General features: G+C 75.3%; 16 protein-coding genes. 11 read left to right on the top strand and 5 right to left on the bottom strand.

From position 1 onward, the window contains the following. Nucleotides 1-104 precede the first annotated feature (104 nt). The 6 genes from gabT (at nucleotide 105) to EDF38_RS08495 (ending at nucleotide 8,515) form a co-directional block, all read left to right on the top strand. On the top strand, nucleotides 105-1,460 hold the full coding sequence (gene gabT, locus EDF38_RS08520; protein ID WP_123354832.1) for a 4-aminobutyrate--2-oxoglutarate transaminase: 1,356 nt from the start codon (nucleotides 105-107) through the stop codon (nucleotides 1,458-1,460). Between the two features lie 59 nt (nucleotides 1,461-1,519). Continuing rightward, a complete protein-coding gene (locus tag EDF38_RS08515) occupies nucleotides 1,520-2,950 on the top strand; it encodes an NAD-dependent succinate-semialdehyde dehydrogenase (RefSeq protein WP_370275618.1) in 1,431 nt (476 codons plus the stop codon). Nucleotides 2,951-3,041: 91 nt separating this feature from the next. Next, complete coding sequence (locus EDF38_RS08510) at nucleotides 3,042-4,484, top strand: aminobutyraldehyde dehydrogenase (RefSeq protein WP_123354831.1); 1,443 nt, start codon at nucleotides 3,042-3,044, stop codon at nucleotides 4,482-4,484. 103 nt (nucleotides 4,485-4,587) lie between these two features. Continuing rightward, nucleotides 4,588-6,024: an NAD(P)/FAD-dependent oxidoreductase gene (locus tag EDF38_RS08505; RefSeq protein ID WP_123354830.1), complete on the top strand. Its 1,437-nt coding sequence runs from the start codon at nucleotides 4,588-4,590 to the stop codon at nucleotides 6,022-6,024. Beyond that, complete coding sequence (locus EDF38_RS08500; protein WP_123354829.1) at nucleotides 6,021-6,965, top strand: universal stress protein; 945 nt, start codon at nucleotides 6,021-6,023, stop codon at nucleotides 6,963-6,965. Before EDF38_RS08505 ends, EDF38_RS08500 begins: the two co-directional genes overlap by 4 nt. Then, nucleotides 6,962-8,515 (top strand): APC family permease, encoded by a 1,554-nt coding sequence (locus EDF38_RS08495; protein WP_123354828.1) that lies wholly within the window; start codon nucleotides 6,962-6,964, stop codon nucleotides 8,513-8,515. Before EDF38_RS08500 ends, EDF38_RS08495 begins: the two co-directional genes overlap by 4 nt. Before the next feature lie 82 nt (nucleotides 8,516-8,597). Here EDF38_RS08495 and EDF38_RS08490 read toward each other — a convergent pair whose 3' ends face one another. Together EDF38_RS08490 and EDF38_RS08485 are read right to left on the bottom strand one after the other, a co-directional pair. Further along, nucleotides 8,598-9,143 carry a DoxX family protein gene (locus EDF38_RS08490; RefSeq protein ID WP_123354827.1) on the bottom strand — a complete coding sequence of 182 codons (546 nt, stop codon included), beginning with the start codon at nucleotides 9,141-9,143 and terminating at the stop codon, nucleotides 8,598-8,600. After that, entirely contained in the window at nucleotides 9,140-9,820 is a 681-nt protein-coding gene (locus tag EDF38_RS08485) for a TetR/AcrR family transcriptional regulator (protein WP_123354826.1), read from the bottom strand. The genes EDF38_RS08490 and EDF38_RS08485 overlap by 4 nt, the downstream gene beginning before the upstream one ends. Nucleotides 9,821-10,029: 209 nt before the next feature. On the opposite strand from EDF38_RS08485, the gene EDF38_RS08480 reads away from it, so the two are divergent. Beyond that, the gene (locus EDF38_RS08480) at nucleotides 10,030-13,200 is read left to right on the top strand and encodes a glycoside hydrolase family 2 TIM barrel-domain containing protein (protein ID WP_233572306.1); all 3,171 of its coding nucleotides are present in this window, start codon (nucleotides 10,030-10,032) and stop codon (nucleotides 13,198-13,200) included. Nucleotides 13,201-13,281: 81 nt separating this feature from the next. Here EDF38_RS08480 and EDF38_RS16375 read toward each other — a convergent pair whose 3' ends face one another. Continuing rightward, nucleotides 13,282-15,147 (bottom strand): bifunctional NAD(P)/FAD-dependent oxidoreductase/class I SAM-dependent methyltransferase, encoded by a 1,866-nt coding sequence (locus EDF38_RS16375; RefSeq protein WP_123354825.1) that lies wholly within the window; start codon nucleotides 15,145-15,147, stop codon nucleotides 13,282-13,284. Between the two features lie 81 nt (nucleotides 15,148-15,228). Here EDF38_RS16375 and EDF38_RS08470 point away from each other — a divergent pair, with 81 nt between their 5' ends. The 3 genes from EDF38_RS08470 (at nucleotide 15,229) to EDF38_RS08460 (ending at nucleotide 18,899) form a co-directional block, all read left to right on the top strand. Then, the gene (locus EDF38_RS08470; protein ID WP_123354824.1) at nucleotides 15,229-15,939 is read left to right on the top strand and encodes a helix-turn-helix domain-containing protein; all 711 of its coding nucleotides are present in this window, start codon (nucleotides 15,229-15,231) and stop codon (nucleotides 15,937-15,939) included. Between the two features lie 212 nt (nucleotides 15,940-16,151). Further along, entirely contained in the window at nucleotides 16,152-17,372 is a 1,221-nt protein-coding gene (locus tag EDF38_RS08465) for an OmpA family protein (protein ID WP_123354823.1), read from the top strand. A gap of 45 nt (nucleotides 17,373-17,417) precedes the next feature. After that, a complete protein-coding gene (locus tag EDF38_RS08460; protein WP_123354822.1) occupies nucleotides 17,418-18,899 on the top strand; it encodes a hypothetical protein in 1,482 nt (493 codons plus the stop codon). A gap of 201 nt (nucleotides 18,900-19,100) precedes the next feature. Here EDF38_RS08460 and EDF38_RS08455 read toward each other — a convergent pair whose 3' ends face one another. Continuing rightward, on the bottom strand, nucleotides 19,101-19,565 hold the full coding sequence (locus EDF38_RS08455; RefSeq protein WP_123354821.1) for a DIP1984 family protein: 465 nt from the start codon (nucleotides 19,563-19,565) through the stop codon (nucleotides 19,101-19,103). 147 nt (nucleotides 19,566-19,712) lie between these two features. Between EDF38_RS08455 and EDF38_RS08450 the strand changes: the two genes are divergently transcribed. Continuing rightward, a complete protein-coding gene (locus EDF38_RS08450) occupies nucleotides 19,713-20,222 on the top strand; it encodes a DUF427 domain-containing protein (RefSeq protein ID WP_123354820.1) in 510 nt (169 codons plus the stop codon). A gap of 57 nt (nucleotides 20,223-20,279) precedes the next feature. Here EDF38_RS08450 and EDF38_RS08445 read toward each other — a convergent pair whose 3' ends face one another. Next, nucleotides 20,280-20,879, bottom strand: coding sequence for a hypothetical protein (locus EDF38_RS08445; protein ID WP_148061467.1), 600 nt, complete (start codon nucleotides 20,877-20,879; stop codon nucleotides 20,280-20,282). Between the last annotated feature and the right edge of the window lie 207 nt (nucleotides 20,880-21,086).

The raw sequence follows: 21,086 nt of genomic DNA, 5'->3' as shown, positions 1-21,086 counted from the left end.
GGCCTGCCAGAGTGGCAGCGTCTCGACGACGATGCGACAGAACGTCGGTCGAGGAGGCGCGGTGCGGCTCCCTAGAGTCGCCGCAACGTCGAAGGAGCACCCGCATGTCGAGCACCACGATCACCACCCCGCGCGGAGGACCCGGCCTCGAGCAGCGCCGACGCCTCGTCACCGAGGTGCCCGGCCCGCGCAGCCGCGAGCTGATGGAGCGCAAGCGGGGCGCGGTCGCCGCGGGGGTCGGGGTGTCGCTGCCCGTCTTCACCGAGGCCGCGGGCGGGGGCGTGCTCGTCGACGTCGACGGCAACACGCTCATCGACCTCGGCTCGGGCATCGCCGTCACCGGCGTCGGCAACTCGGCCCCCGGGGTCGTCGACGCGGTGGTCGAGCAGGTGCAGCGCTTCACGCACTCGTGCTTCATGATCACGGCCTACGACGGCTACGTCGAGGTCTGCGAGGCCCTCAACCGCCTGACGCCGGGCGACCACGACAAGCGGTCGGCCCTCTTCAACACCGGCGCCGAGGCCGTCGAGAACGCGGTCAAGATCGCCCGGTCGTACACCCGCAAGACCGCCGTCGTGGCCTTCGACCACGCCTACCACGGCCGCACGAACCTCACGATGGCGCTCACCGCGAAGTCGATGCCGTACAAGAGCGGCTTCGGCCCGTTCGCCCCCGAGGTCTACCGCGCCCCGCTGTCGTACCCCTACCGCGACGCCGGGGTCGACGGCGCGCAGGCGGCCGCCCGAGCGATCTCGCAGATCGAGAAGCAGGTCGGCGCCGCGAACCTCGCCGCGGTCGTCATCGAGCCGATCCAGGGCGAGGGCGGGTTCATCGTGCCGGCCCCGGGCTTCCTGCCCGCGCTCGTCGCCTGGTGCCGCGAGAACGACGTCGTGTTCATCGCCGACGAGGTGCAGACCGGCTTCGCCCGCACGGGCCGCATGTTCGCCAGCGAGCACGAGGGCATCGTGCCCGACCTCGTCGTGACGGCGAAGGGCATCGCGGGCGGCCTGCCCCTCTCGGCCGTCACCGGCCGCGCCGAGATCATGGACGCCCCGCACGTCGGCGGCCTCGGCGGCACCTACGGCGGCAACCCGATCGCCTGCGCCGCCGCGCTCGCGGCCATCGAGTCGTTCGAGCACGACGGGCTCGTCGAGCGCGCCGCCGCCATCGGCGAGCTGCTGCTCGGACGCCTGCGCGAGCTGCAGCAGGGCGACCCGCGCATCGGCGACGTCCGCGGTCGCGGCGCCATGATCGCGATCGAGCTCGTCGACCCGCTCACCGGCGAGCCCGACCCCGGGCTCACCGGTCGGGTCGCCACCGCCTGCCACGCCGAGGGCGTCATCGTCCTCACCTGCGGCACGTTCGGCAACGTGATCCGGTTCCTGCCGCCGCTCGCCATCGACGACGACCTGCTCCGCGACGGCCTCGACGTCGTCGCAGGCGCCCTGGGGTCGGCGTGACGACGACGGCCGCCGTGCGGCCCGACCTCGCCTCGCTGCCCGCGTTCCCGGCGGACGTCGTGGCCGTGGCGGGTGTCGACGGCCCCGGCGCCCCGACTCCCGGGGGCGTCGCGACCTTCGCCGTGCACGACCCGGCCACCGGCGAGGTGCTCGCCCACGTCGCCGACCGAGGCCCCGCCGACGCGCTGGCCGCCCTCGACCGGGCCGTGGCCGCGGCCGACGGGTGGGCGGCCACCGCGCCGCGGGTCCGCGGCGAGGTGCTCCGTCGGGCCTTCGACCTGCTCGTCGAGCGCCGCGAGTCGTTCGCGCTGCTCATGTCGCTCGAGATGGGCAAGCCGCTCGCCGAGGCCCGGGGCGAGGTCGCCTACGGCGGCGAGTTCCTGCGCTGGTTCTCGGAGGAGGCGGTGCGCGTCCAGGGCCGGTACGGCGAGGCCCCCGAGGGCACCGGCACGATGATCGTCACCCACCGCCCCGTCGGGCCCTGCTATCTCGTCACGCCCTGGAACTTCCCGCTCGCGATGGCCACCCGCAAGATCGCTCCGGCGCTCGCCGCGGGGTGCACCGTCGTCGTCAAGCCCGCGGAGCTGACGCCGCTGACGACGATCGCCCTCGCGGAGCTGCTGCGCGAGGCCGGCGTGCCGGACGGCGTCGTCACCGTGGTCACCACGACCGACGCGGCCGGGGTGACCGCGCCCCTGCTCAGCGACCCGCGCCTCCGGAAGCTGTCGTTCACCGGGTCGACCGCGGTCGGCAAGGTGCTCATCGCGCAGGCGGCGGAGAACGTGCTGCGCACCTCGATGGAGCTCGGCGGCAACGCCCCGTTCGTCGTCATGGCCGACGCCGACCTCGACGCGGCGGTCGACGGCGCGATGCTCGCGAAGTTCCGGAACGGCGGCCAGGCCTGCACGGCCGCGAACCGGCTGCTCGTCCACGAGTCGGTCGCCGACGAGTTCACGCGCCGGCTCGCCGAGCGGGTGGCGGCCTTCGTCGTCGGGCCGGGCACGGCCGACGGCACGACGCTCGGCCCGCTCATCGACGACCGGGCGGTCGCGTCGTGCACCCGCCTGGTCGACGACGCGGTGGCCCGGGGCGCGCGCGTCGTCGTCGGGGGAGCCGCGCTCGACCGGCCCGGCTCGTTCTTCGCGCCCACCGTGCTCGCCGACGTGCCCCGCGACGCCGACCTGATGCACCGCGAGATCTTCGGCCCCGTCGCGGCGGTCACGTCGTTCCGCGACGAGGACGACGCCGTCCAGCTCGCCAACGACACCCCGTACGGGCTCGTGGCCTACGTCTTCACGACCGACCTCGCCTGCGGGCGACGGATGCTCGGACGGCTCCGCACCGGCATGCTGGGCGTCAACACGGGGCTCGTCTCGAACGCGGCGGCCCCGTTCGGCGGGGTCGGGCAGTCCGGCCTCGGACGCGAGGGCGGCAGCGAGGGCATCCACGAGTACCTCGACACCACCTACGCGCTCGAGCCGCACGGCTGAGCCGCCACGGCACCGCCGCAGCACCACCGGCACCGAGCTCCACCGGCACCGAGCACGACCCGCACCGCACCGCACCACCCGAGAGGACACCATGGCGACCCTGCAGAACTTCGTCGACGGACGGTTCGTCGACGCCCACGGCACCGCGACGATCAACGTGGTCTCGCCGATCACCGAGCAGGTCGTCGCCGTCTCGCCCGTCAGCGACGCCGCCGACGTCGACGCGGCCGTGCAGGCCGCCGCCCGGGCGTTCCCGGGCTGGAGCCGCAGCACGCCCTCCGTGCGCCAGGCCGCCCTGCTGGCGCTCGCCGACGCCCTCGACGCCCACAGCGACGAGCTGGCGGAGGCGCAGCACCGGAACACGGGACAGCCCACCGCGATCATCGCGGCCGAGGAGGTCGCCGTCGGCGCCGACCAGGTGCGCTTCTTCGCCGGCGCCGCCCGCCGGCTCGACGGCATCGCGTCGGGGGAGTACCTCGACGGGCTCACCTCGTCGGTGCGTCGGGAGCCGATCGGCGTCGTCGCGCAGGTGACGCCCTGGAACTACCCGCTCATGATGGCGATCTGGAAGATCGCCCCCGCGCTCGCGGCCGGCAACACGGTCGTGCTGAAGCCGAGCGACACGACGCCCGAGTCGACGCTCGTGCTCGCCGCCCTGACCCGGGGCGTGCTGCCCGACGGCGTGCTCAACGTCGTGCTCGGCGACGCCTCGACCGGGCAGGCCCTCGTCGAGCACCCCGTGCCCGGGCTCGTCGCGATCACCGGATCGGTGCGGGCGGGCGTCGCCGTCGCCACCTCGGCCGCCGACCGCGTCGCCCGGGTGCACCTCGAGCTCGGCGGCAAGGCCCCGGCCGTCGTGTTCCCCGACGTCGACGTCGACGTGGTCGCCCCGCAGATCGCGGAGGCCGCCTTCTTCAACGCCGGGCAGGACTGCACCGCGGTCACGCGCGTCATCGTCCACGAGTCGCTGCACGACGACCTCGTGGCGGCCCTGGTGCGGGCGGCGCAGGCGACGACCACCGGTCCCGAGGCCGGTGAGGGCGCCTCCTACGGGCCCCTCAACAACGCGCGCCACTTCGCGGCGGTGCAGGCGGTCGTCGACGGGCTGCCCGAGCACGCCACCGTCGCGACGGGCGGGCACCGCGTCGGCGACAGGGGGTTCCACTTCGCGCCGACGGTCGTCACGGGCGTGCGGCAGGACGACGACGTCGTGCAGGCCGAGGTCTTCGGGCCCGTGCTCACGGTGCAGTCGTTCGCCACCGCCGACGAGGCGCTCGAGCTCGCCAACGGCGTGCCCTACGCCCTCGCCTCGAGCGTGTGGACCGACAGCCACACGACGGCCGAGCGCTTCGCCCGCGACCTCGACTTCGGCTGCGTCTGGATCAACACGCACATCCCCCTCGCCGCCGAGATGCCGCACGGCGGCTTCAAGCGGTCCGGCTACGGGAAGGACCTCAGCGCCTACGGGCTCGAGGACTACACCCGCGTCAAGCACGTCATGAGCGCGCACGCCTCGCCGCGGGCCTCGGCCTGACCCGCGGCGCCGACCGACCCGCCCGGCGTCCCCAGCCCGCCGGGCGCCCCCTCCCCACCCACCCCGCACCCACCCGGTGCCCGCACCACGACGGAGACCACCCATGACCGACACCACCACCTGCGACGTCGTCGTCGTCGGCGCCGGCGCGAGCGGCCTCACCGCCGCCGCCGACCTGCGCGCGGCCGGGTTCGAGGTCGTCGTGCTCGAGGCGCGCGACCGCGTCGGCGGCCGCCTCCGCACCGAGACGATCGACGGCGCGATGCTCGAGCTCGGCGGGCAGTGGGTGTCGCCCGACCAGACGGCGCTCATCGCCACCCTCGGCGAGCTCGGGCTCGAGACGTACTCGCGCTGGCGCGACGGCGAGAGCGTCTACGTCTCGGCGGACGGCACGGCGTCGCGCTTCACCGGCGACATCTTCCCGGCGTCCGAGCACACGCAGGCCGAGATCGAGCGCCTCATCGTCGTCATGGACGACCTCGTGGCCGAGACCGACGTGGCCGCGCCGTGGGCGCACCCCCGCGCCGCCGAGCTCGACCACGTCTCGTTCAGCGCGTGGCTCGAGCAGCAGAGCGACGACCCGGAGGCGCGGGCCAACATCGCGCTCTTCATCGCCGACGCCATGCTCACCAAGCCCGCCCACTCGTTCTCGCTGTTGCAGGCGCTGCAGATGGCCTCGAGCGCCGGCAGCTTCAGCAACCTCGTCGACGCCGACTTCATCCTCGACAAGCGGGTCGTCGGCGGCCTGCAGCGGGTGCCCCTGACGCTGGCGGAGCAGCTCGGCGACGCCGTGCGCCTCGGCCAGCCGGTCGAGACGCTCGAGTGGTCGGACGACGGGGTCGTCGCCACCACGCCCGACCTGCGGGTCGCGGCCCGCTGGGCGGTCGTCGCCGTGCCGCCGAACCTCTACTCGCGCATCGAGTACCTGCCCGCCCTGCCGGCGCTCCGCCAGCAGTGGCACCAGCACGTGTCGCTCGGCCTCGTCATCAAGGTGCACGCCGTCTACGAGACGCCGTTCTGGCGCGACGCCGGCCTCTCGGGCACGGCGTTCAGCCCCTATCAGCCCGTCCACGAGGCCTACGACAACTCGAACCACGACGACCCGCGCGGCACCCTCGTCGGCTTCGTCAGCGACGAGAAGGCCGACCGGCTGCTCGCCCTGCCCGCCGACGAGCGCCGCGCGGCGATCCTCGACTCGCTCGCGTCGTACTACGGCGAGCAGGCGAGGACGCCCGTCGTCTACTACGAGAGCGACTGGGCCAGCGACGAGTGGACGGGCGGCGCCTACGCGACGAGCTTCGACCTCGGCGGCCTCTCGCGCTGGGGCCACGACCAGCGCGTGCCCGTCGGCCCGATCCGCTTCTCGTCGAGCGACATCGCGGCGGAGGGCTTCCAGCACGTCGACGGCGCCATCCGGGTCGGGCACGACGTCGCGGCCGAGATCGTCGCCGAGCGCGACGCGCAGGCCGGGGCCCGGGCGTCCAGCCCGACCGCGTCCGACCCCGCCGACCTCGTCCGCCCCGGAGCGGCCGTCTCGTGAGGCGCGTGGTCGTCGGCTACCTCGACACCCCCGCGGGCCACGACGCCCTGGCCCTCGGCACCGCCCTCGCCCACACGCTCGGCGTGGGCCTCGACCTCGTGATGGTCCTGCACGACCGCGGCCGCGCCTCCCTCGTCCCCGTCGCGCCGAGCTACGAGCGGCACCTCGACGAGCTCGCCGAGGGCTGGCTGCAGGAGGCGGAGGCCGGCCTCCCGACGGGGGTCGCCTCGACCACGCACGTCGTCCGCGCCGAGACCTTCGCCGAGGGCCTCGTCCGGGCCGCGACCGAGCTCCGCGCGGACGCCGTGGTCATCGGAGCCGGCAAGGAGGGCGCGCTCGGCCGCCTGCACCTCGGCAGCGTCGGGGGAGTGCTCGTCCACTCGGCGCCGGTGCCGCTCGCCGTCGCGCCCGGCGGGTTCGCCGAGCGCGGGGTGCGCCGCTTCGGCCGCGTCACCGCCGCCGTCGGCACGCGGGCGGGCGCGCGCGCCGTCGTCGACACCGCGGTGGCGACGGCGTCGTCGGCCGGGGCCGCCCTGCGGCTCGTCTCGCTCGTACCGCTCGACGCGGTCGGCGACGGCGACCGGCGCGACCGGGACGACCGCGAGCGCGCCTTGCGCGACGAGGCCCGGCAGCACGCCGAGCGGATGCGCGACATCGCCCTCGAGGGCGTGCCCGACGACCTCGACGTCACGGTCGAGATCGCGCCCGGGCCGAGGGTCGGCGACGCGATCGACGCCCTCGCCTGGCGGGACGACGAGCTGGCCCTCGTCGGGTCCAGCCGCCTCGCCCAGCCCCACCGGCTCTTCCTGGGGAGCGTCGCCGCGAAGTTCGTGCGCGGCGTCCCCGTCCCCCTCGTGGTGGTTCCTCGTGACCACGATGCCCGCACGACCTGGACCGGCGCCGCCCCCGACGGCGCCCACCCCGAAGGGACCACCCCGTGAGCATCCTCAAGAAGTCCGGCGTCGCCGCCGACCAGACCCTCTCGTCGAAGGGGCTGAGCGCCGGCAGCGTCGGCCTGGTCGGCGCCGTCGTCATCGGCATCTCGTGCATCGCGCCCGCCTACACGCTGACCGGCGCCCTCGGCCCGACCATCGCCCAGGTCGGCACGCACCTGCCCGCGATCTTCCTCGTGGGGTTCATCCCGATGCTGCTCGTGGCCTTCGGCTACCGCGAGCTCAACAGCGCCATGCCCGACAGCGGCACGTCGTTCACCTGGGGCGTGCGCGCCTTCGGGCCGTGGGTCGGCTGGATGGCCGGCTGGGGCCTGGTGGTCGCGACCATCGTGGTGCTGAGCAACCTGGCGGGCATCGCCGTCGACTTCTTCTACCTGCTGCTCGGGCAGGTCTTCTCCGATCCCTCGATCGCCGACCTCGCGGCGGACCCGCTGGTCAACGTCGTCACCTGCCTCGCGTTCATGGCGGGGGCGACGGTCATCTCGTACCGCGACATGCAGACCACCCAGAAGGTGCAGTACTGGCTCGTGGGGTTCCAGCTGCTCGTGCTGGTCGGCTTCGCGATCGTGGCCTTCGTCAAGGTCGGCGCGGGCTCGGCGTTCGACGCCACCGCCATCTCGCCCGACTGGTTCAACCCCCTCACCGTGCCGACCTTCTCGGCCTTCGCCGCCGGCCTGTCGCTCTCGATCTTCATCTTCTGGGGCTGGGACGTGACGCTGACGATGTCGGAGGAGACCAGCGGGTCGCGGACCACCCCCGGCCGCGCGGCGACGCTGACGGTCGTCATCATCGTGCTGGTCTACCTGCTGGTGTCGCTCGCCTCGATGACGTTCGCCGGGCTCGGCACGGACGGGGTCGGCCTCGGCAACCCCGACATCCAGGGCAACGCCTTCTCGGCGCTCGCCGGGCCCGTGCTCGGGCCGCTGGCGATCCTCATGTCGCTCGCCGTGCTGAGCAGCTCAGCGGCCTCGCTGCAGTCGACCTTCGTCTCGCCGGCGCGCACCCTGCTCGCGATGGGCCACTACGGCGCCCTGTCGCCGAAGTTCGCCCGCGTCTCGCCGCGGTTCTTCACGCCGGGCTACGCGACCCTCGCCTCGGCGATCGTCGCGAGCGCGTTCTACGCCGTCATGCGGTTCATCAGCGAGGACGTCCTCTGGGACACGATCACGACGCTGGGCATGATGATCTGCTTCTACTACGGCCTCACGGCCTTCGCGTGCGTCTGGTACTTCCGGCACCAGTGGCGGTCGGGCGCGCGCAACCTGTTCTTCCAGATCGTCGCACCGGGCGTCGGCGGGCTCATCCTCGCCGTGCTCTTCGTCACCACGTTCGTCGACAGCATGGACCCCGACTACGGCAGCGGGTCGCAGATCGGCGGCGTCGGCCTGGTCTTCCTGCTCGGCGTCACGATCCTCCTCGGCGGGGTCGTCGTGATGCTCGTCAACGCCCGGCTCCGCCCGGCGTTCTTCCGCGGCGAGGGCCTGCGGGCCGGCGTCGCCGGGGACGAGCGCGAGAGCCAGGCCGCCCTGCCCGAGTGACCGGGCGGGCCGCGGCCTCGACGACGTGACGGAGCCGCCCTCCCCGGCGCGTGCGGGGGAGGGCGGCTCCGTCGTGCCCGACCTACGCGGCGTCGCCGTCCGACGAGCCGGCGGCGGCGTCGTCCGCGGCCGCGTCGTCGGCGGGCGCCGCGCGGCGCCCGAGCTCGATCGCGACGGTCGAGCCGATCACGCCGGCCACGAGGGCGAACAGCGCGCCGCCCGTGCCCCAGGCCTTCTTGCCGAACGCCTGGTCGACCGACCCGCCGCCGGGGCCCGAGGCGATGGCGGCCGCGGCCGCGATGACGATCGCGTTGAGCTCCCAGCCGCCGCCCTGGGCGAAGAAGCCGTTGGGCAGGTGCACCTTGCGGATCGCCGTCGTCATGACCGCGACGGCGCCGGCCGCGGCGAGGGGGGTCGCCGCGCCGAGCACGAGGGCCGCCCCGCCGGCCGTCTCGGTCCAGGCGACGGCCTGGGCGTTGCGGCGCGGAGGGTGCATGCCCGTGCCCGCCATCATCTGGGCGGTGCCCTCGAGGCCGGGGCCGTCGAACGAGCCGCGGAGCTTCTGGAGGCCGTGGGCCGTGAGGGCGCCGCCGACGGCGACGCGGAGGAGGGAGAGTCCGAATGTCATCCCTCGTTCGTACCCGTTCCCCGGCCCGGGCGCGCACCCGCGTCGTCGGTCGCCTCGCCCGCGGGCGTCAGGACGAGCGCGAACCAGTCGAGCAGCACCTGCGCCACGTCGACGGAGTCGGGCGCGAGCAGCCACTGCAGCTGCGCGCCGTCCCACAGGCCGACGAGCGCGGCGGCGGCCCGGTCGGGGTCGACCCCGTCGCGCAGCCGCCCCTCGGCGGCCAGGGCGCGGAGCTCGTCGGCGTAGTCGAGCCGCAGCGCGGCGAGCCGCTCGCTCACGTAGTCGCGGCCCGGGTTGCCCTCGGTCACCGCCTCGCCCGAGAGCACGGCGTAGAGCCCGACGAGCCCCGGCACCCCGACGTTGTAGCGGGCCTGCGCCACGATGCCGTCGGGGAAGGAGGTGCGCGCCGCCTCGTCACGTCCGCGCCCGTCCGCCATCTGGTCGCGTCGCCGGAGCACCTCGAGCAGCAGGTCGCTCTTCGACGGGAAGTAGTGCAGCAGGCTCGTCTGGCTCATGCCCACGACGTCGGCGACGCGCTGCAGCGAGCCGCCCTGGTAGCCGTGCGCGGCGAACACCTCGAAGGCGGCCGCGACGATCGACTCGCGCCGCTCGGCCGACTTCGCGTAGGGCCCTCGGCGCCCGCCGGCGGACGGAGGGGAGGAGGCGCGGGTCGTCATGGGAGGGATCCTAGGCTCACCCGCCCGAAAATCGAGCACCTGCTCGAAAAAGAGTGTTAGCGTCGTCCCCGGGTCGTCCGCGTGCCGTCCCCGCCTCCTCCACGACGCCGTGAGGTCACCGACCTGCGTCGTCGCCGCCCCTCCGGCGCGGAGCCGGGCGGACGAGTGCGCGCCGACCGTGCCGCCCGCCCTCGGAAGGACCCCGTCCCGTGACTGACCCCGCACACCCGACCACCGCCTCCTCGTCCGTCCTCGACGGCGACTACCTGAGCGACACCGGCCCGGGCCGGGGGCTCCGCAGCCCCGCCCGCTCGTGGCTGCACAGCGACGCCCCGACGGTCAGCCTCGACGGCGAGTGGGCGTTCCGGCTGCTCGCCGGCGCCCCGGGCACGCCCGGCGGCCGCGGCGTGCTGCCGGCGGGCGAGGGGCCGGCCGACTTCGCGGCCGCCGACCACGACGACTCCGGCTGGGCGAGCATCACGGTGCCGTCGCACTGGGTGCTTGGCGGCGACGGCTCGCGCGGCCTGCCGATCTACACGAACGTGCAGTACCCGTTCCCCGTCGAGCCGCCCTTCGTGCCCGACGCGAACCCGACCGGCGACCACCGCCGCCGCTTCGAGCTGCCCGCGTCGTTCGACGGCGCCGAGCGCGTGCTGCTGCGCTTCGAGGGCGTCGAGTCGCGCTACGTCGTCTGGGTGAACGGCGTCGAGGTCGGCCTCGGCGTCGGCAGCCGCCTCGCGCAGGAGTTCGACGTCACCGACGTCGTGCGCCCCGGCGAGAACGTCGTCGCCGTCCGCGTGCACCAGTGGTCGGCGTCGAGCTACGTCGAGGACCAGGACCAGTGGTGGCTGCCCGGCATCTTCCGCAGCGTGACCCTGCAGGCGCGTCCCGCCGCCCGCCTCGACGACGTCTGGCTGCAGACGCCGTGGCACGGCACCGCCGGCGAGCCCGAGGGAGGCGCGAGCATCGTCCCCGAGATCACCGCGCCCGCCGCCGCCTGGCCCGTCACGCTCGCGGTGCCCGGCCTCGGGGTCGAGGTCACCTGGGCGGGTCCGGCCGACGTCGGCCCCGTCGACCTCGACGGCGGCGTCGAGCCGTGGAGCGCCGAGACGCCGCGCCTCTACGACGCGACGGTCACGAGCGCCGGAGGCGCGGAGACCGTGAGCCTGCGCCTCGGCTTCCGCACGGTGCGCATCGTCGGCGACCTGTTCACCGTCAACGGCCGCCGGGTGGTCTTCCACGGCGTCAACCGCCACGAGACGCACCCCGACCGAGGCCGCGTGTTCGACGAGGAGTGGGCCCGCCGCGACCTGGAGCAGATGAAGCGGTTCAACGTCAACGCCATCCGCACCTCGCACTACCCGCCGCACCCCCGCCTGCTCGACCTCGCCGACGAGTACGGCTTCTGGGTCGTGCTCGAGAACGACTACGAGACGCACGGCTTCGAGCAGCGCGGCGACTGGGCGCAGAACCCCAGCGACGACCCGAGCTGGCACGACGCCCTCGTCGACCGCATGGTGCGCACGGTCGAGCGCGACAAGAACCACCCGTCGATCGTCATGTGGTCGCTCGGCAACGAGGCCGGCACGGGCCGCAACCTCGCCGCGATGGCCGCCTGGACCCACGCCCGCGACACCGGCCGGCCCGTCCACTACGAGGGCGACTACACGGGCGCCTACACCGACGTCTACTCGCGCATGTACTCGTGGATCGACGAGACGCGGGCGATCGGCGCCGGCGACGCCTCCGTGCCCCTGCTCGGCACGACGGCGGCCGAGGCGGAGCGCCAGCGCTCGAAGCCGTTCCTCCTCTGCGAGTACGTCCACGCGATGGGCAACGGCCCGGGGGCGATCGACGAGTACGAGGACCTCGTCGACCGGTACCCGCGCCTCCACGGCGGGTTCGTCTGGGAGTGGCGCGACCACGGCCTCCGCACCCGCGCCGCCGACGGCACCTCGTTCTTCGGCTACGGCGGCGACTTCGGCGAGGTCGTCCACGACGGCAACTTCGTCATGGACGGCATGGTGCTGAGCGACGACACCCCGACGCCCGGGCTCTTCGAGTGGGCCCACGTCGTCTCGCCGATCCGCGTCCGGTTCGAGCCCGGCGTCGGCGGCCCGGCCCGCGTCGTCGTGACGAACCTGCGCCACTCGGCCGACACGAGCGACCTGCGGTTCCGGTGGACGGCCACGCACGACGGCGTCGAGGCCGCCTCGGGCGAGCTCCTCGTCGGCGGCCCCGACGGGGGAGGCCTGCCGGCCCACGGCAGCGTGACCCTCGCCCTGCCCGAGGTGCCCGTCGCCGCCCTCGGCGAGACGTGGTTCACCGTCGACGTCGTGACCCTCGACGACGCCTCCTGGGCCCCGGCCGGCCACGTCGTCGTCACCGAGCAGCTCGACCTCACGCTGCCGGGCTCGGGCCCCGTGCCGTCGGCGGCGCCGCGGCCCACGGTCGCGACCGCCCTCGACACCGCGGCGGGCGCCTCCTCGGGTCGCCTCGTGCTCGGCCCGGCGACCTTCGTCGACGGCCGGCTCGTCCAGCTCGCCGGCGAGCCCGTCGACGGCCCCCGCCTCGAGCTGTGGCGCGCGCCCACCGACAACGACCGCGGCGAGGGCTTCGGCCCGAGCGACCGCGACCGCGACGTCATGCGCGACCGCCACCGCGCCGACCTCTACGGCGAGGTCGTGCTGCCGAGCGCCGAGACGACCTGGCTGCGTGCCGGGCTCGACCGCCTCGTGCCGCGGGTCGAGGCCGTCGCGACGACGGCGACCTCGGTGCAGGTGCGCACCCGGTGGGCCGGCGCCGACAGCCGGGCGGCGGTCACGGTCGACGAGCGTTGGACCCTCGACGGCGACGCCGTCTGGCTCGCGCTCGACGTCGTCCCGACGGCCGGGTGGGACACCTCGTGGCCCCGCGTCGGCGTCCGCCTCGACCTGCCCCTCGGCGTGCAGCGCGCGTCGTGGTTCGGCACCGGGCCGCGCGAGTCGTACCCCGACAGCCGTCGCTCGGCGCACGTCGGCCGCTACGAGTCCGACGTCGACGACCTCGTCGTCGACTACGCCCGCCCGCAGGAGAGCGGCCACCGCAGCGACCTCCGCCAGCTCGACCTCACGCTCGGCTCGCGCGGCGACTGGCTGCGGGTCGACGTGGTGCCCGACGCCGCGGGCCGGCGTCCCGGCTTCAGCCTGCGCCGCCACACGGCACAGCAGGTCGACGCCGCGGCGCACCCGCACGAGCTGCCCGCGCCGACGGCGACGCACCTGTGGATCGACGCCGCGCAGAACGGCCTCGGCTCGCGGGCCTGCGGACCGGACGTCTCGCCGCAGCACGTGCTGCGGCCCTCGGCGCACGGCCTGCGGCTGCGGATCAGCGAGCTCTGACGCGAGCGCGCGAGCGCGACGACGGCCGCCGCCCCGGGACCCCGGGCGGCGGCCGTCGTCGTGGGACGCGCGACCGCGCCACTAGGAGGCGCGGGTCGCCCTCACCACCACGTCGCGCACCGTGACGGTGCCGCCGTCCGCCCCGGGGGCGAGCCTCGGCCGCGACTCGGCCACCTCGACCACGAGCCCCTCGCCGTCGATCGCCGCGAGGACGTCGTCGACGCTGAACATGAGCTCGGCGTGGTGCATCCGGTGCGCGCCGGAGTCGAGGTCGGAGAGGTCGTGCCCGACGACGAGCAGCGTCCCGCCCGGGGCCACGGCCGCGGCGAGCGACCGGAACAGGGCCGTGCGCACGGGGTCGGGCAGGTGCATGAACTGCGACGTGACGAGGTCGAACGAGCGGGCCTCGGGCGCCCACTCGACGAGGTCGTGCTGCTGCCAGTCGATGCGGGCCGCGAGCTCGGCGTCGACCGACTCCGCCTGGCGGGCGGACTTCGCGAGGGCGTTGCTCGAGATGTCGGTGCCGACGACCTGCCAGCCGAGGCCGGCCAGCCAGATGGCGTCGCCGCCCTCGCCGCTGCCGATGTCGAGCGCACGGCCGGGGGTCAGCGCCTCGGCCTCCGTGACGAGGACGGGGTTGGGGCGGCCGCTCCACGCGAGACCCTCGGCACCGTAGCGGTCCTCCCAGTAGGCCCGGTCGAAGAGGGGCTCGGCGGCGGCGTCGTCCTGGTCGTGGTCGGCGTGCGGGGCGGGGTCGGTCACGGCGGGTTCCTCCTCGGCGGTGGTCGACGTGACGGGCTCGAACCCGTGTCGTCGGTCGCCGAGCAGGCTAGCGGCGTTCTCGGCCTCGGCCCGGGCGCTGAAGGGCAGCCGCCGGCGAGCGACCGCCGCGGCCGTGTCCTCGGCGAGCAGGTCGGCGTTGGCCATCGCGCCGACGCGCTGACCGCCTGCCGCGGCCGTCACGACCTGGGCCGACAGGTCGCCGACATTGCCCGCCACCCAGACGCCCGGCACCGTGGTGGCGCCGGTCGTCGGGTCGGACCCGACCGCGTCGCCGACACCCGCGGGGTGGGGCACGGGCGCGAGGCCGAGACCCGCGAGCACGGCCGCGTTCGCGCGCATCGGGGCACCGACGACCCCGACCTCGACCGGCACGGTCCGTCCGCCCGCGAGCGTGATGCCCGTGAGTCGGTCGTCGTCGACCCGCAGGGCCGTGACGAGCCCGGTGACGACCCCGACCCGGCGGGCCGCGAGCTGCTCCCACTGCTCGTCGGTCGGCTCCGGCCCGTCGGCGAGGAAGAGCGTCACCCGGTCCGTCCACTGCGTGAAGAGCAGCGCCTGGTGGACGGCGTTCGGGCCGCCGCCGATCACCCCGACGACCCGGTCGCGCACCTCCCACCCGTGGCAGTAGGGGCAGTGCACGACGTCCCGGCCCCAGCGGGCGGCGAGGCCCTCGACCGTCGGCAGCTCGTCGGTGAGGCCGGTCGCCACGACGACGCGACGGGCCCGGACCGGGTGCGAGCCGCCGTGCTCGTCGGCGACGGTCGCGACGAAGCGGGCCGCGCCTCCCGCGCTCGGTCCGGGTCGTCCCGACCCCGGCGTCGGGGCGTCGACGCGCTCGATCGTCGTGACCACGCCGGGGCGGACCTCGCCGCCGTACGACTCGACCTCGACGCGGCCGAGGCGGGTCAGCTCGGCGGGCGCGACGCCGTCGTGGCCGAGGTAGCCGTGCACGCCCGCGGCGGGGGCGTTGCGGGGCTCGCCCGCGTCGACGACGAGGACGTCGCGGCGGGCCCGCGCGAGGGTGAGCGCGGCGCTGAGGCCGGCGGGCCCGCCGCCGACGACGAGCACGTCGACGACGCGGTCGGGTCGGCGGCCGTCGGGGGCGACGGCGTCGGGCACGGTCGCGGCGGGGTGCGGGGCAGGGGCGGGGATGGCGTTCGTCATGGTGGGTGACCTCCTGCATCGATGGTGCGACGCGCCTCCGGCTGGTGGCAAGCTCTGTTGCCGACCTGGCAAGCTGGCGGCATGACGACGACCCGCGACCCCCGACCCGACGACTCGGAGCCGACGCCGACAGCCCCGCCGACTCCGACAGCCCCTCCGACGCACGCCGACCCCGACGCGGGTGCCGCCCCCGACGCGGGCGCCGACCCGACCGATGCCGTGCTCGCGGGGGTCGGGCCGCGACTGCGGGCGCTCCGCACGAGCCGCGGGCTGACCCTCGGCGAGCTGTCGACGTCGACCGGCATCTCGGTCAGCACCCTGTCGCGGCTCGAGTCGGGACAGCGCCGACCGGTGCTCGAGCTGCTGCTGCCGCTCGCCCGCGTGCACGGCGTGCCCCTCGACGAGCTCGTCGGGGCGCCGCGGACGGGCGACCCGCGCATCCACCTCACGCCGGTGCGGCGGCACGGCCAGCTGATCGTGCCGCTCTCGCGGGGAGGCTCCGGGCTCCAGGCCTTCAAGCACCTCATCCCCGCGTCGGTGCCCGAGGGCACGCCCGAGCCGGGCGTCCACGAGGGCTACGAGTGGGTCTACGTGCTGCGCGGCCGCCTGCGGCTCGTGCTCGGCGAGCTCGACCTCGTGCTGCCGGCGGGCGAGGCGGCGGAGTTCGACACCCGCACCCCGCACTGGTTCGGACGCGTCGGAGCGGGCGACGTCGAGTTCCTCTCGCTCTTCGGGCGGCAGGGCGAGCGGATGCACGTGCGGGCTGCCCCGCCCGGCCGTCTGGGCGAGTAACGCGTCGGCGCCCCGCGTCCTCCCAGGCACACGACCGGCCACGAGGAGGCGCGGACCGCGACCTGAGGACCACCGGCGGTCATCCCCGGGGCGGGCCCGGACCATCCCCAGGGAGGCTGTGGCGGGGGCGCCGGTCTTCCTACGCTCGAGGGCCGGGCGCTCCGCCGCCCGTCCGAGCCGGCGACGTCGGCCCGACACCGGGAGACCCTCAGATGAGCACCACCAGCCGCACCCGCACGCTCGCGCCCGCCGACCTCGTCGGCTCGTCCGTCGTCCCGCCCGCGGGGCCCCGCCGACGCCGCCTCGCCCGTGGCGTGGCCCTCGCCGTGACCGGCGCCGTCGCGCTCGGCGCCCTCACCGGCTGCGCCCTCGAGGCGCCCGGCACGCTGGTCGTCGGCGTGACCGCCACCTCGGCCGAGCCCCGACCGGCCCTCGCCGCGGCGGCGGCCGACGCCGTCGAGGCCCACGCGCTGGGGGCGCACGAGCCGGGCGAGGGGGCGATCGACGTCGTCACGCAGGGAGGGGGAGCGACCACGGTCGACCTCACCCCCATGCTCACCGCCGACCGCGTGCAGCAGGTGCCCGACAAGCGCGAGCAGGCCGTGGCCGCGAGCCTCGACGAGCTCGGGTCGACGATCGGCGCGCTGCAGGCCGGCGGCGAGGGGCTCGACCTGCTCTCGGTGCTCGCCTCCGCCGCGGCCCTGCACGACACCGGCTCGATCGTCGTCGTGTCGAGCGGCGTGCAGACCGCCGACCCCCTCGACCTGCGGCAGCTGGGCTGGTCGTTCGACCCGGCCGCCGTCGCGTCGACCCTCGCCGACCAGGGCGCGCTGCCCGACCTCTCCGGCCACGACGTGACCTTCGTCGGCCTCGGCGGCACCGCCGGAACGCAGCCCGCGCCGTCGATCTCGTCGACCTCGCGCCTCAGCGCGCTCTGGCTCGCCGTCTGCGACGCCGCGGGCGCCGAGAGCTGCACCGACGGAGGCGCGGGGCAGGCCGCCGAGGCGACCACAGCCTCCCTGCCCGTGCCGGTCGTGCCGGTCTCGTCGGACGCGACGCCCTGCACCGCGCCGCTCGTGCTCTCGACGGCCGTGCTCTTCGGCGGCGACTCGGCCGTGCTCGGCTCGTCGGCGGCCTCGGCGCTGCAGGGCGTCGCCGACGAGCTCGGCCGGTGCCCGTCGGGCGTCGCCGCGAACGTCGTCGGCCACGCGGCCGACACCACGGCGGGCGTGCTCGACGGAGAACAGCTGAGCCTCGCCCGGGCGACGGCCGTCCACGACGAGCTCGTGCGGCTCGGCGTCCCCGCCGCCGCGTTCGGCGACGTCGTCGGCCGCGGCGACGCCGAGCCGGTCGTGGACGACCTGCCCGGGGGCGTCTTCGACGAGCAGCTCGCGGCCCAGAACCGACGCGTCGAGATCACCTTCACCAGCTGACCCCTGTCGACGGCCCGCCGTCGACGTGAACCGAGGACGATCCCCATGACCGACCACCAGGCCACCGAGCCCCTGCCCTTCCCCCGCGCGCTGCGCGTGCCCGCCGAGCCGCTCGCCGGGCCGCCCGTCGAGCGCGTGCCGACGGGCACGACGATGGTCGGCACCCGGGCCCACGCGGCCGCGTCCGCCGCCTCGGGCCGTGCACCGGCGCCCGCGGTGCCCGACGCGACCGCGCCGGGGACGGGGGAGGGCGTCGGGCAGCCGGCCCGAGCCTCCTCGCGTCCGGCGGTGCGCGAGACGCTGCCGTCGGGGGACCTCGTGGCCTCGCTGTTCGGCGTCGGCCCGCTGCCCGCCCGGCACGCGCTCAGCGCCCCGCGGCTGCACGACGAGCGGCTGCGCGCCGAGCTCGACCCGGCGTCGGACGGCCACACCCCGTTGGAGGCGGCGCTCCGGCTGCGGACCGAGGTGGCGGCCGAGCGGTGGCTCGCGCGACGTACCCGCGGCACCCTCGACCCCGCGGCGCGACGGCTCACGGCGCTCGTCACGACGCACGACGGCATCTCGCGACGGCTGGACCGCTCGGGCTCGGAGCCCCTCGTCGACACCACGGGCCGCACCGTCACGCGCGACGGGGCCCGCGAGACGCTCGACCGCCTGTCGGTCGCCGTCGAGGAGTCGCTCGACGCGGGCTCGGAGAAGCACCGCACCGAGTCGCGGGCCCGCAAGCGCCTGCTGCTCGGCTTCGTGCTCGCCGACTTCGCGCTGTTCGCCTACTTCATGTCGCGCATCCTCAACGTCGACATCTTCGTGCCGGCGACCGACCCGATCGCGTTCACGACGTCGATCGTGTTCGCGCTGCTCTTCACCCTCGGCATCGCTTACTCGCTGCACCACTTCGGCCACGCGCACCGGGCGCACAAGGGCGACGACGGCGAGATCGTCGTGCCCGAGGGCGCGGTCGGGCTGCGCCTGCAGCTCGTCTTCGTGCACGTGCTGATGGTGCTGCCCGGAGTGCTGATCGGGGTGCGCATCGTCGACGACGCGCTCGTCGCCGGGGCGCCCCTCGGGCTCGCGCTGCTGCTCGGCATCGCGATCGGCGTCGTCATGGCGGGCATCAACCAGATGATCTACCGCACCGAGTTCCGCGACGGCACCACGACGACGGACCGCCTGCTGCACCTCGGTCGGCACCTGCGGCGGGCGCACCGGCGCGACCAAGGGCTCGAGCTGAGGCTCGACCGCCTCGAGCGGCGGATCGTCCGCACGGCCGCGCGGGCCGAGCGGTCGGCGGCGCGCATCGAGCAGACCGGCGACCGGCGCGCCAACCGCGGGCCGAGCGTCCGCACGCTGCGGTACACCCGGTCGATGGCGGGGACGGTGGCGCAGGACTCGGCGCTGCCGCACGTGGTCCCGGCGCGCGGGTACCTCGACGAGACGGTGCGGCAGATCCGCGACCCGCGCGTCGCCGACGCCGCGGTGGGCGAGCGCGCGCCGGGCACGCCGCGCCCGCAGCGCCCCGCACGGTGAGGTCCCCGTTCCCGCCCTCGACGGGCCCGGCCAGCACACGGTGGTGAGACGTCCTCGATGAGGAGTCGCCTGTGCGACGTGCAGGGCTGCATCATGCGGGGATGGCGCTGCCCTCGCGCCGACAGGGGCCGGGTTCACCGCCGGCCACGGCTCGTGCTCGCTCCGGGCGCCGTCTACCGACTCGCCGTGCGGTGTCCGTCGTCAGGTGAGGAGGTCGGCCTCCCAGTTCGTCCGCTGGATCTCGACGTCGAGCTCGCGAAGCTCGCGCGCCACGTCGTCGGCTCGGCGACGGAGCTCGACCACCGGCAGCGCTGAGATCTGCCGGAGCTCGCTGCGCATCTGGCGGTACCCGCCGCCCTGCCCCTGGGCGGCGTCGGCCGCGCCGGACAGCACCGCGTGGCGGGTGCGCAGCGTCTCGCGTCGAGCGAGGGCCGCCGTCATCGTGCGACCGTCCGCCAGCTGCACCGCGGCGTTGGTGAGGTTGACCGCGACGACGAGCTCCTCGACGCGGTCGAGCGCCTCCGACACCTCGGCGACGAGCGCGGCGGCGTCCTCCTGGGGCTCCTCGCCCTCCTGGTAGCGGGCGTTCGCGGCGATCCGCGACCGCACCTGCTCGATCCGCCGCTGCAGGTCGGCGCGGGTCATCAGGGCCTCGGCGAGCTTCATGCCGCCATCCTGCCCGCTCCCGCCGACACCCGACCGGCCCGAGGTCCGTCGGAGCCGCGCCCGCCCGCCGCGGTCCCGCCCGCCGCGGTCCCGGTCCCGCTGCCCGACCCGGTGCCGCGCCCAGCCCGCGGGAGCAGACTGCCTCCCATGAGAGCCAAGCGCGAGCCCGTCCGCCCCGAGGAGCCCGGCCCCGGCCAGGAGTCCGTCTGGGACTACCCGCGCCCGCCCCGCGTCGAGCCCAGCACCGAGCGCCTAGTCGTGCGCCTCGGCGGCGAGGTCGTGGCCGACGCGACCGCGTCGTACCGCGTGCTCGAGACGAGCCACCCGCCGGTCTACTACCTGCCCCGGTCGTCGTTCGTGCCGGGAGCGCTGGCACAGGCGGACGGCGCGAGCATGTGCGAGTTCAAGGGGCGTGCCGGGTACCTGGACGTCCTCGGCGGCGGACGCCGCGCCTCCTCGGCGGCCTGGTACTACGCCACGCCGTGGCCGGGCTTCGAGATGCTCGTCGACCACGTCGCGGTCTACCCCGGGCGCATGGACTCGTGCGAGGTCGACGGCGAGGTCGTCGCCGCGCAGGCGGGAGACTTCTACGGCGGCTGGGTGACGTCGCGCGTCGTCGGCCCCTTCAAGGGAGCGCCCGGCACCCTCGGCTGGTGACCCCACGAGGAGGCGCGGGCCGGCCTCGCGGCATGGTCCCGTTCCGGAGGCCGTCGCCTACGGTGCCGGGCTCGCCGTGAGCGCCGCGACGACCGTCTCGGCGTCCGCCCACCAGCGCGTGTAGTGGTCGGGGTCGGCGTTGACCTGCACGGCGTGGGCCGCCTGGGTGGGGGTGAGGTCCTTCCAGCCCGGGATGGCGACGAGCTTCGTGAAGAAGCTGGTGGCGGCCGTGTAGGGGTCCATGCGCTGCTCGTAGGTGCCCCAGAGGCCGTTGTCGCGCTGCTGGAAGAGCCCGCGGCTGTCGGGTCCGGCGGCGTCGCCGTAGTCGATGTTGCGGAGGCTCGACTCGCCCATCGCCGTCATCACGCCGATGGCCTGGGTGTGGGTGCCGATGCCCTGGGCCTTCGCCGCCTCCATGATCCAGGCGGCGTTGACGAGGCGGTCCTGGCAGTAGCCGGCGATCGGGCCCGCGGGCACCGAGATCGTGCCGACGACGACGGGCTCGACGTCGGGGCAGACCGGGCCGCTCGTGATCGCGGCGGTGTCGGGGGCGGAGCGGGGACCGGCGAGCGACGAGACGACCATGACGACGGCGACGACGAGGGCCAGCGCTCCCGCGCAGAACACGACGGAGGCGGCGATCAGCACACGGCGCACGGGTCGGTCCTCCAGGTCGGGTCGGGCATCCGAGGATAACCCGGGCTCGCTGGGGGAGCGGGGGCGCCCGGGCGGGGTCGTTCATCGGGACACCTGCTCGGGCCCGTCTGGGTCGGCTGAGGTCAAGTGGGGTCTGGCCTGTGGATTCGCGTATGCCTGTCCCGCAAAAATGCCCGGTGATGGGGGTTCAAACGCTACAGTCATCGG

It is taken from the genome of Frigoribacterium sp. PhB160 (assembly GCF_003751785.1).
Taxonomy (GTDB): domain Bacteria; phylum Actinomycetota; class Actinomycetes; order Actinomycetales; family Microbacteriaceae; genus Frigoribacterium.
Note: the sequence above shows the minus strand (reverse complement) of the source record. Positions and strands in the feature narration are given on the sequence as shown.

Coding starts and splice junctions, on each gene's coding strand:
- gabT (WP_123354832.1), top strand. CDS start 105: ATGTCGAGCACCACGATCACCACCCCGCGCGGAGGACCCGGCCTCGAG.
- EDF38_RS08510 (WP_123354831.1), top strand. CDS start 3,042: ATGGCGACCCTGCAGAACTTCGTCGACGGACGGTTCGTCGACGCCCAC.
- EDF38_RS08505 (WP_123354830.1), top strand. CDS start 4,588: ATGACCGACACCACCACCTGCGACGTCGTCGTCGTCGGCGCCGGCGCG.
- EDF38_RS08490 (WP_123354827.1), bottom strand. CDS start 9,143: ATGACATTCGGACTCTCCCTCCTCCGCGTCGCCGTCGGCGGCGCCCTC.
- EDF38_RS08485 (WP_123354826.1), bottom strand. CDS start 9,820: ATGACGACCCGCGCCTCCTCCCCTCCGTCCGCCGGCGGGCGCCGAGGG.
- EDF38_RS16375 (WP_123354825.1), bottom strand. CDS start 15,147: ATGACGAACGCCATCCCCGCCCCTGCCCCGCACCCCGCCGCGACCGTG.
- EDF38_RS08470 (WP_123354824.1), top strand. CDS start 15,229: ATGACGACGACCCGCGACCCCCGACCCGACGACTCGGAGCCGACGCCG.
- EDF38_RS08465 (WP_123354823.1), top strand. CDS start 16,152: ATGAGCACCACCAGCCGCACCCGCACGCTCGCGCCCGCCGACCTCGTC.
- EDF38_RS08460 (WP_123354822.1), top strand. CDS start 17,418: ATGACCGACCACCAGGCCACCGAGCCCCTGCCCTTCCCCCGCGCGCTG.
- EDF38_RS08455 (WP_123354821.1), bottom strand. CDS start 19,565: ATGAAGCTCGCCGAGGCCCTGATGACCCGCGCCGACCTGCAGCGGCGG.
- EDF38_RS08450 (WP_123354820.1), top strand. CDS start 19,713: ATGAGAGCCAAGCGCGAGCCCGTCCGCCCCGAGGAGCCCGGCCCCGGC.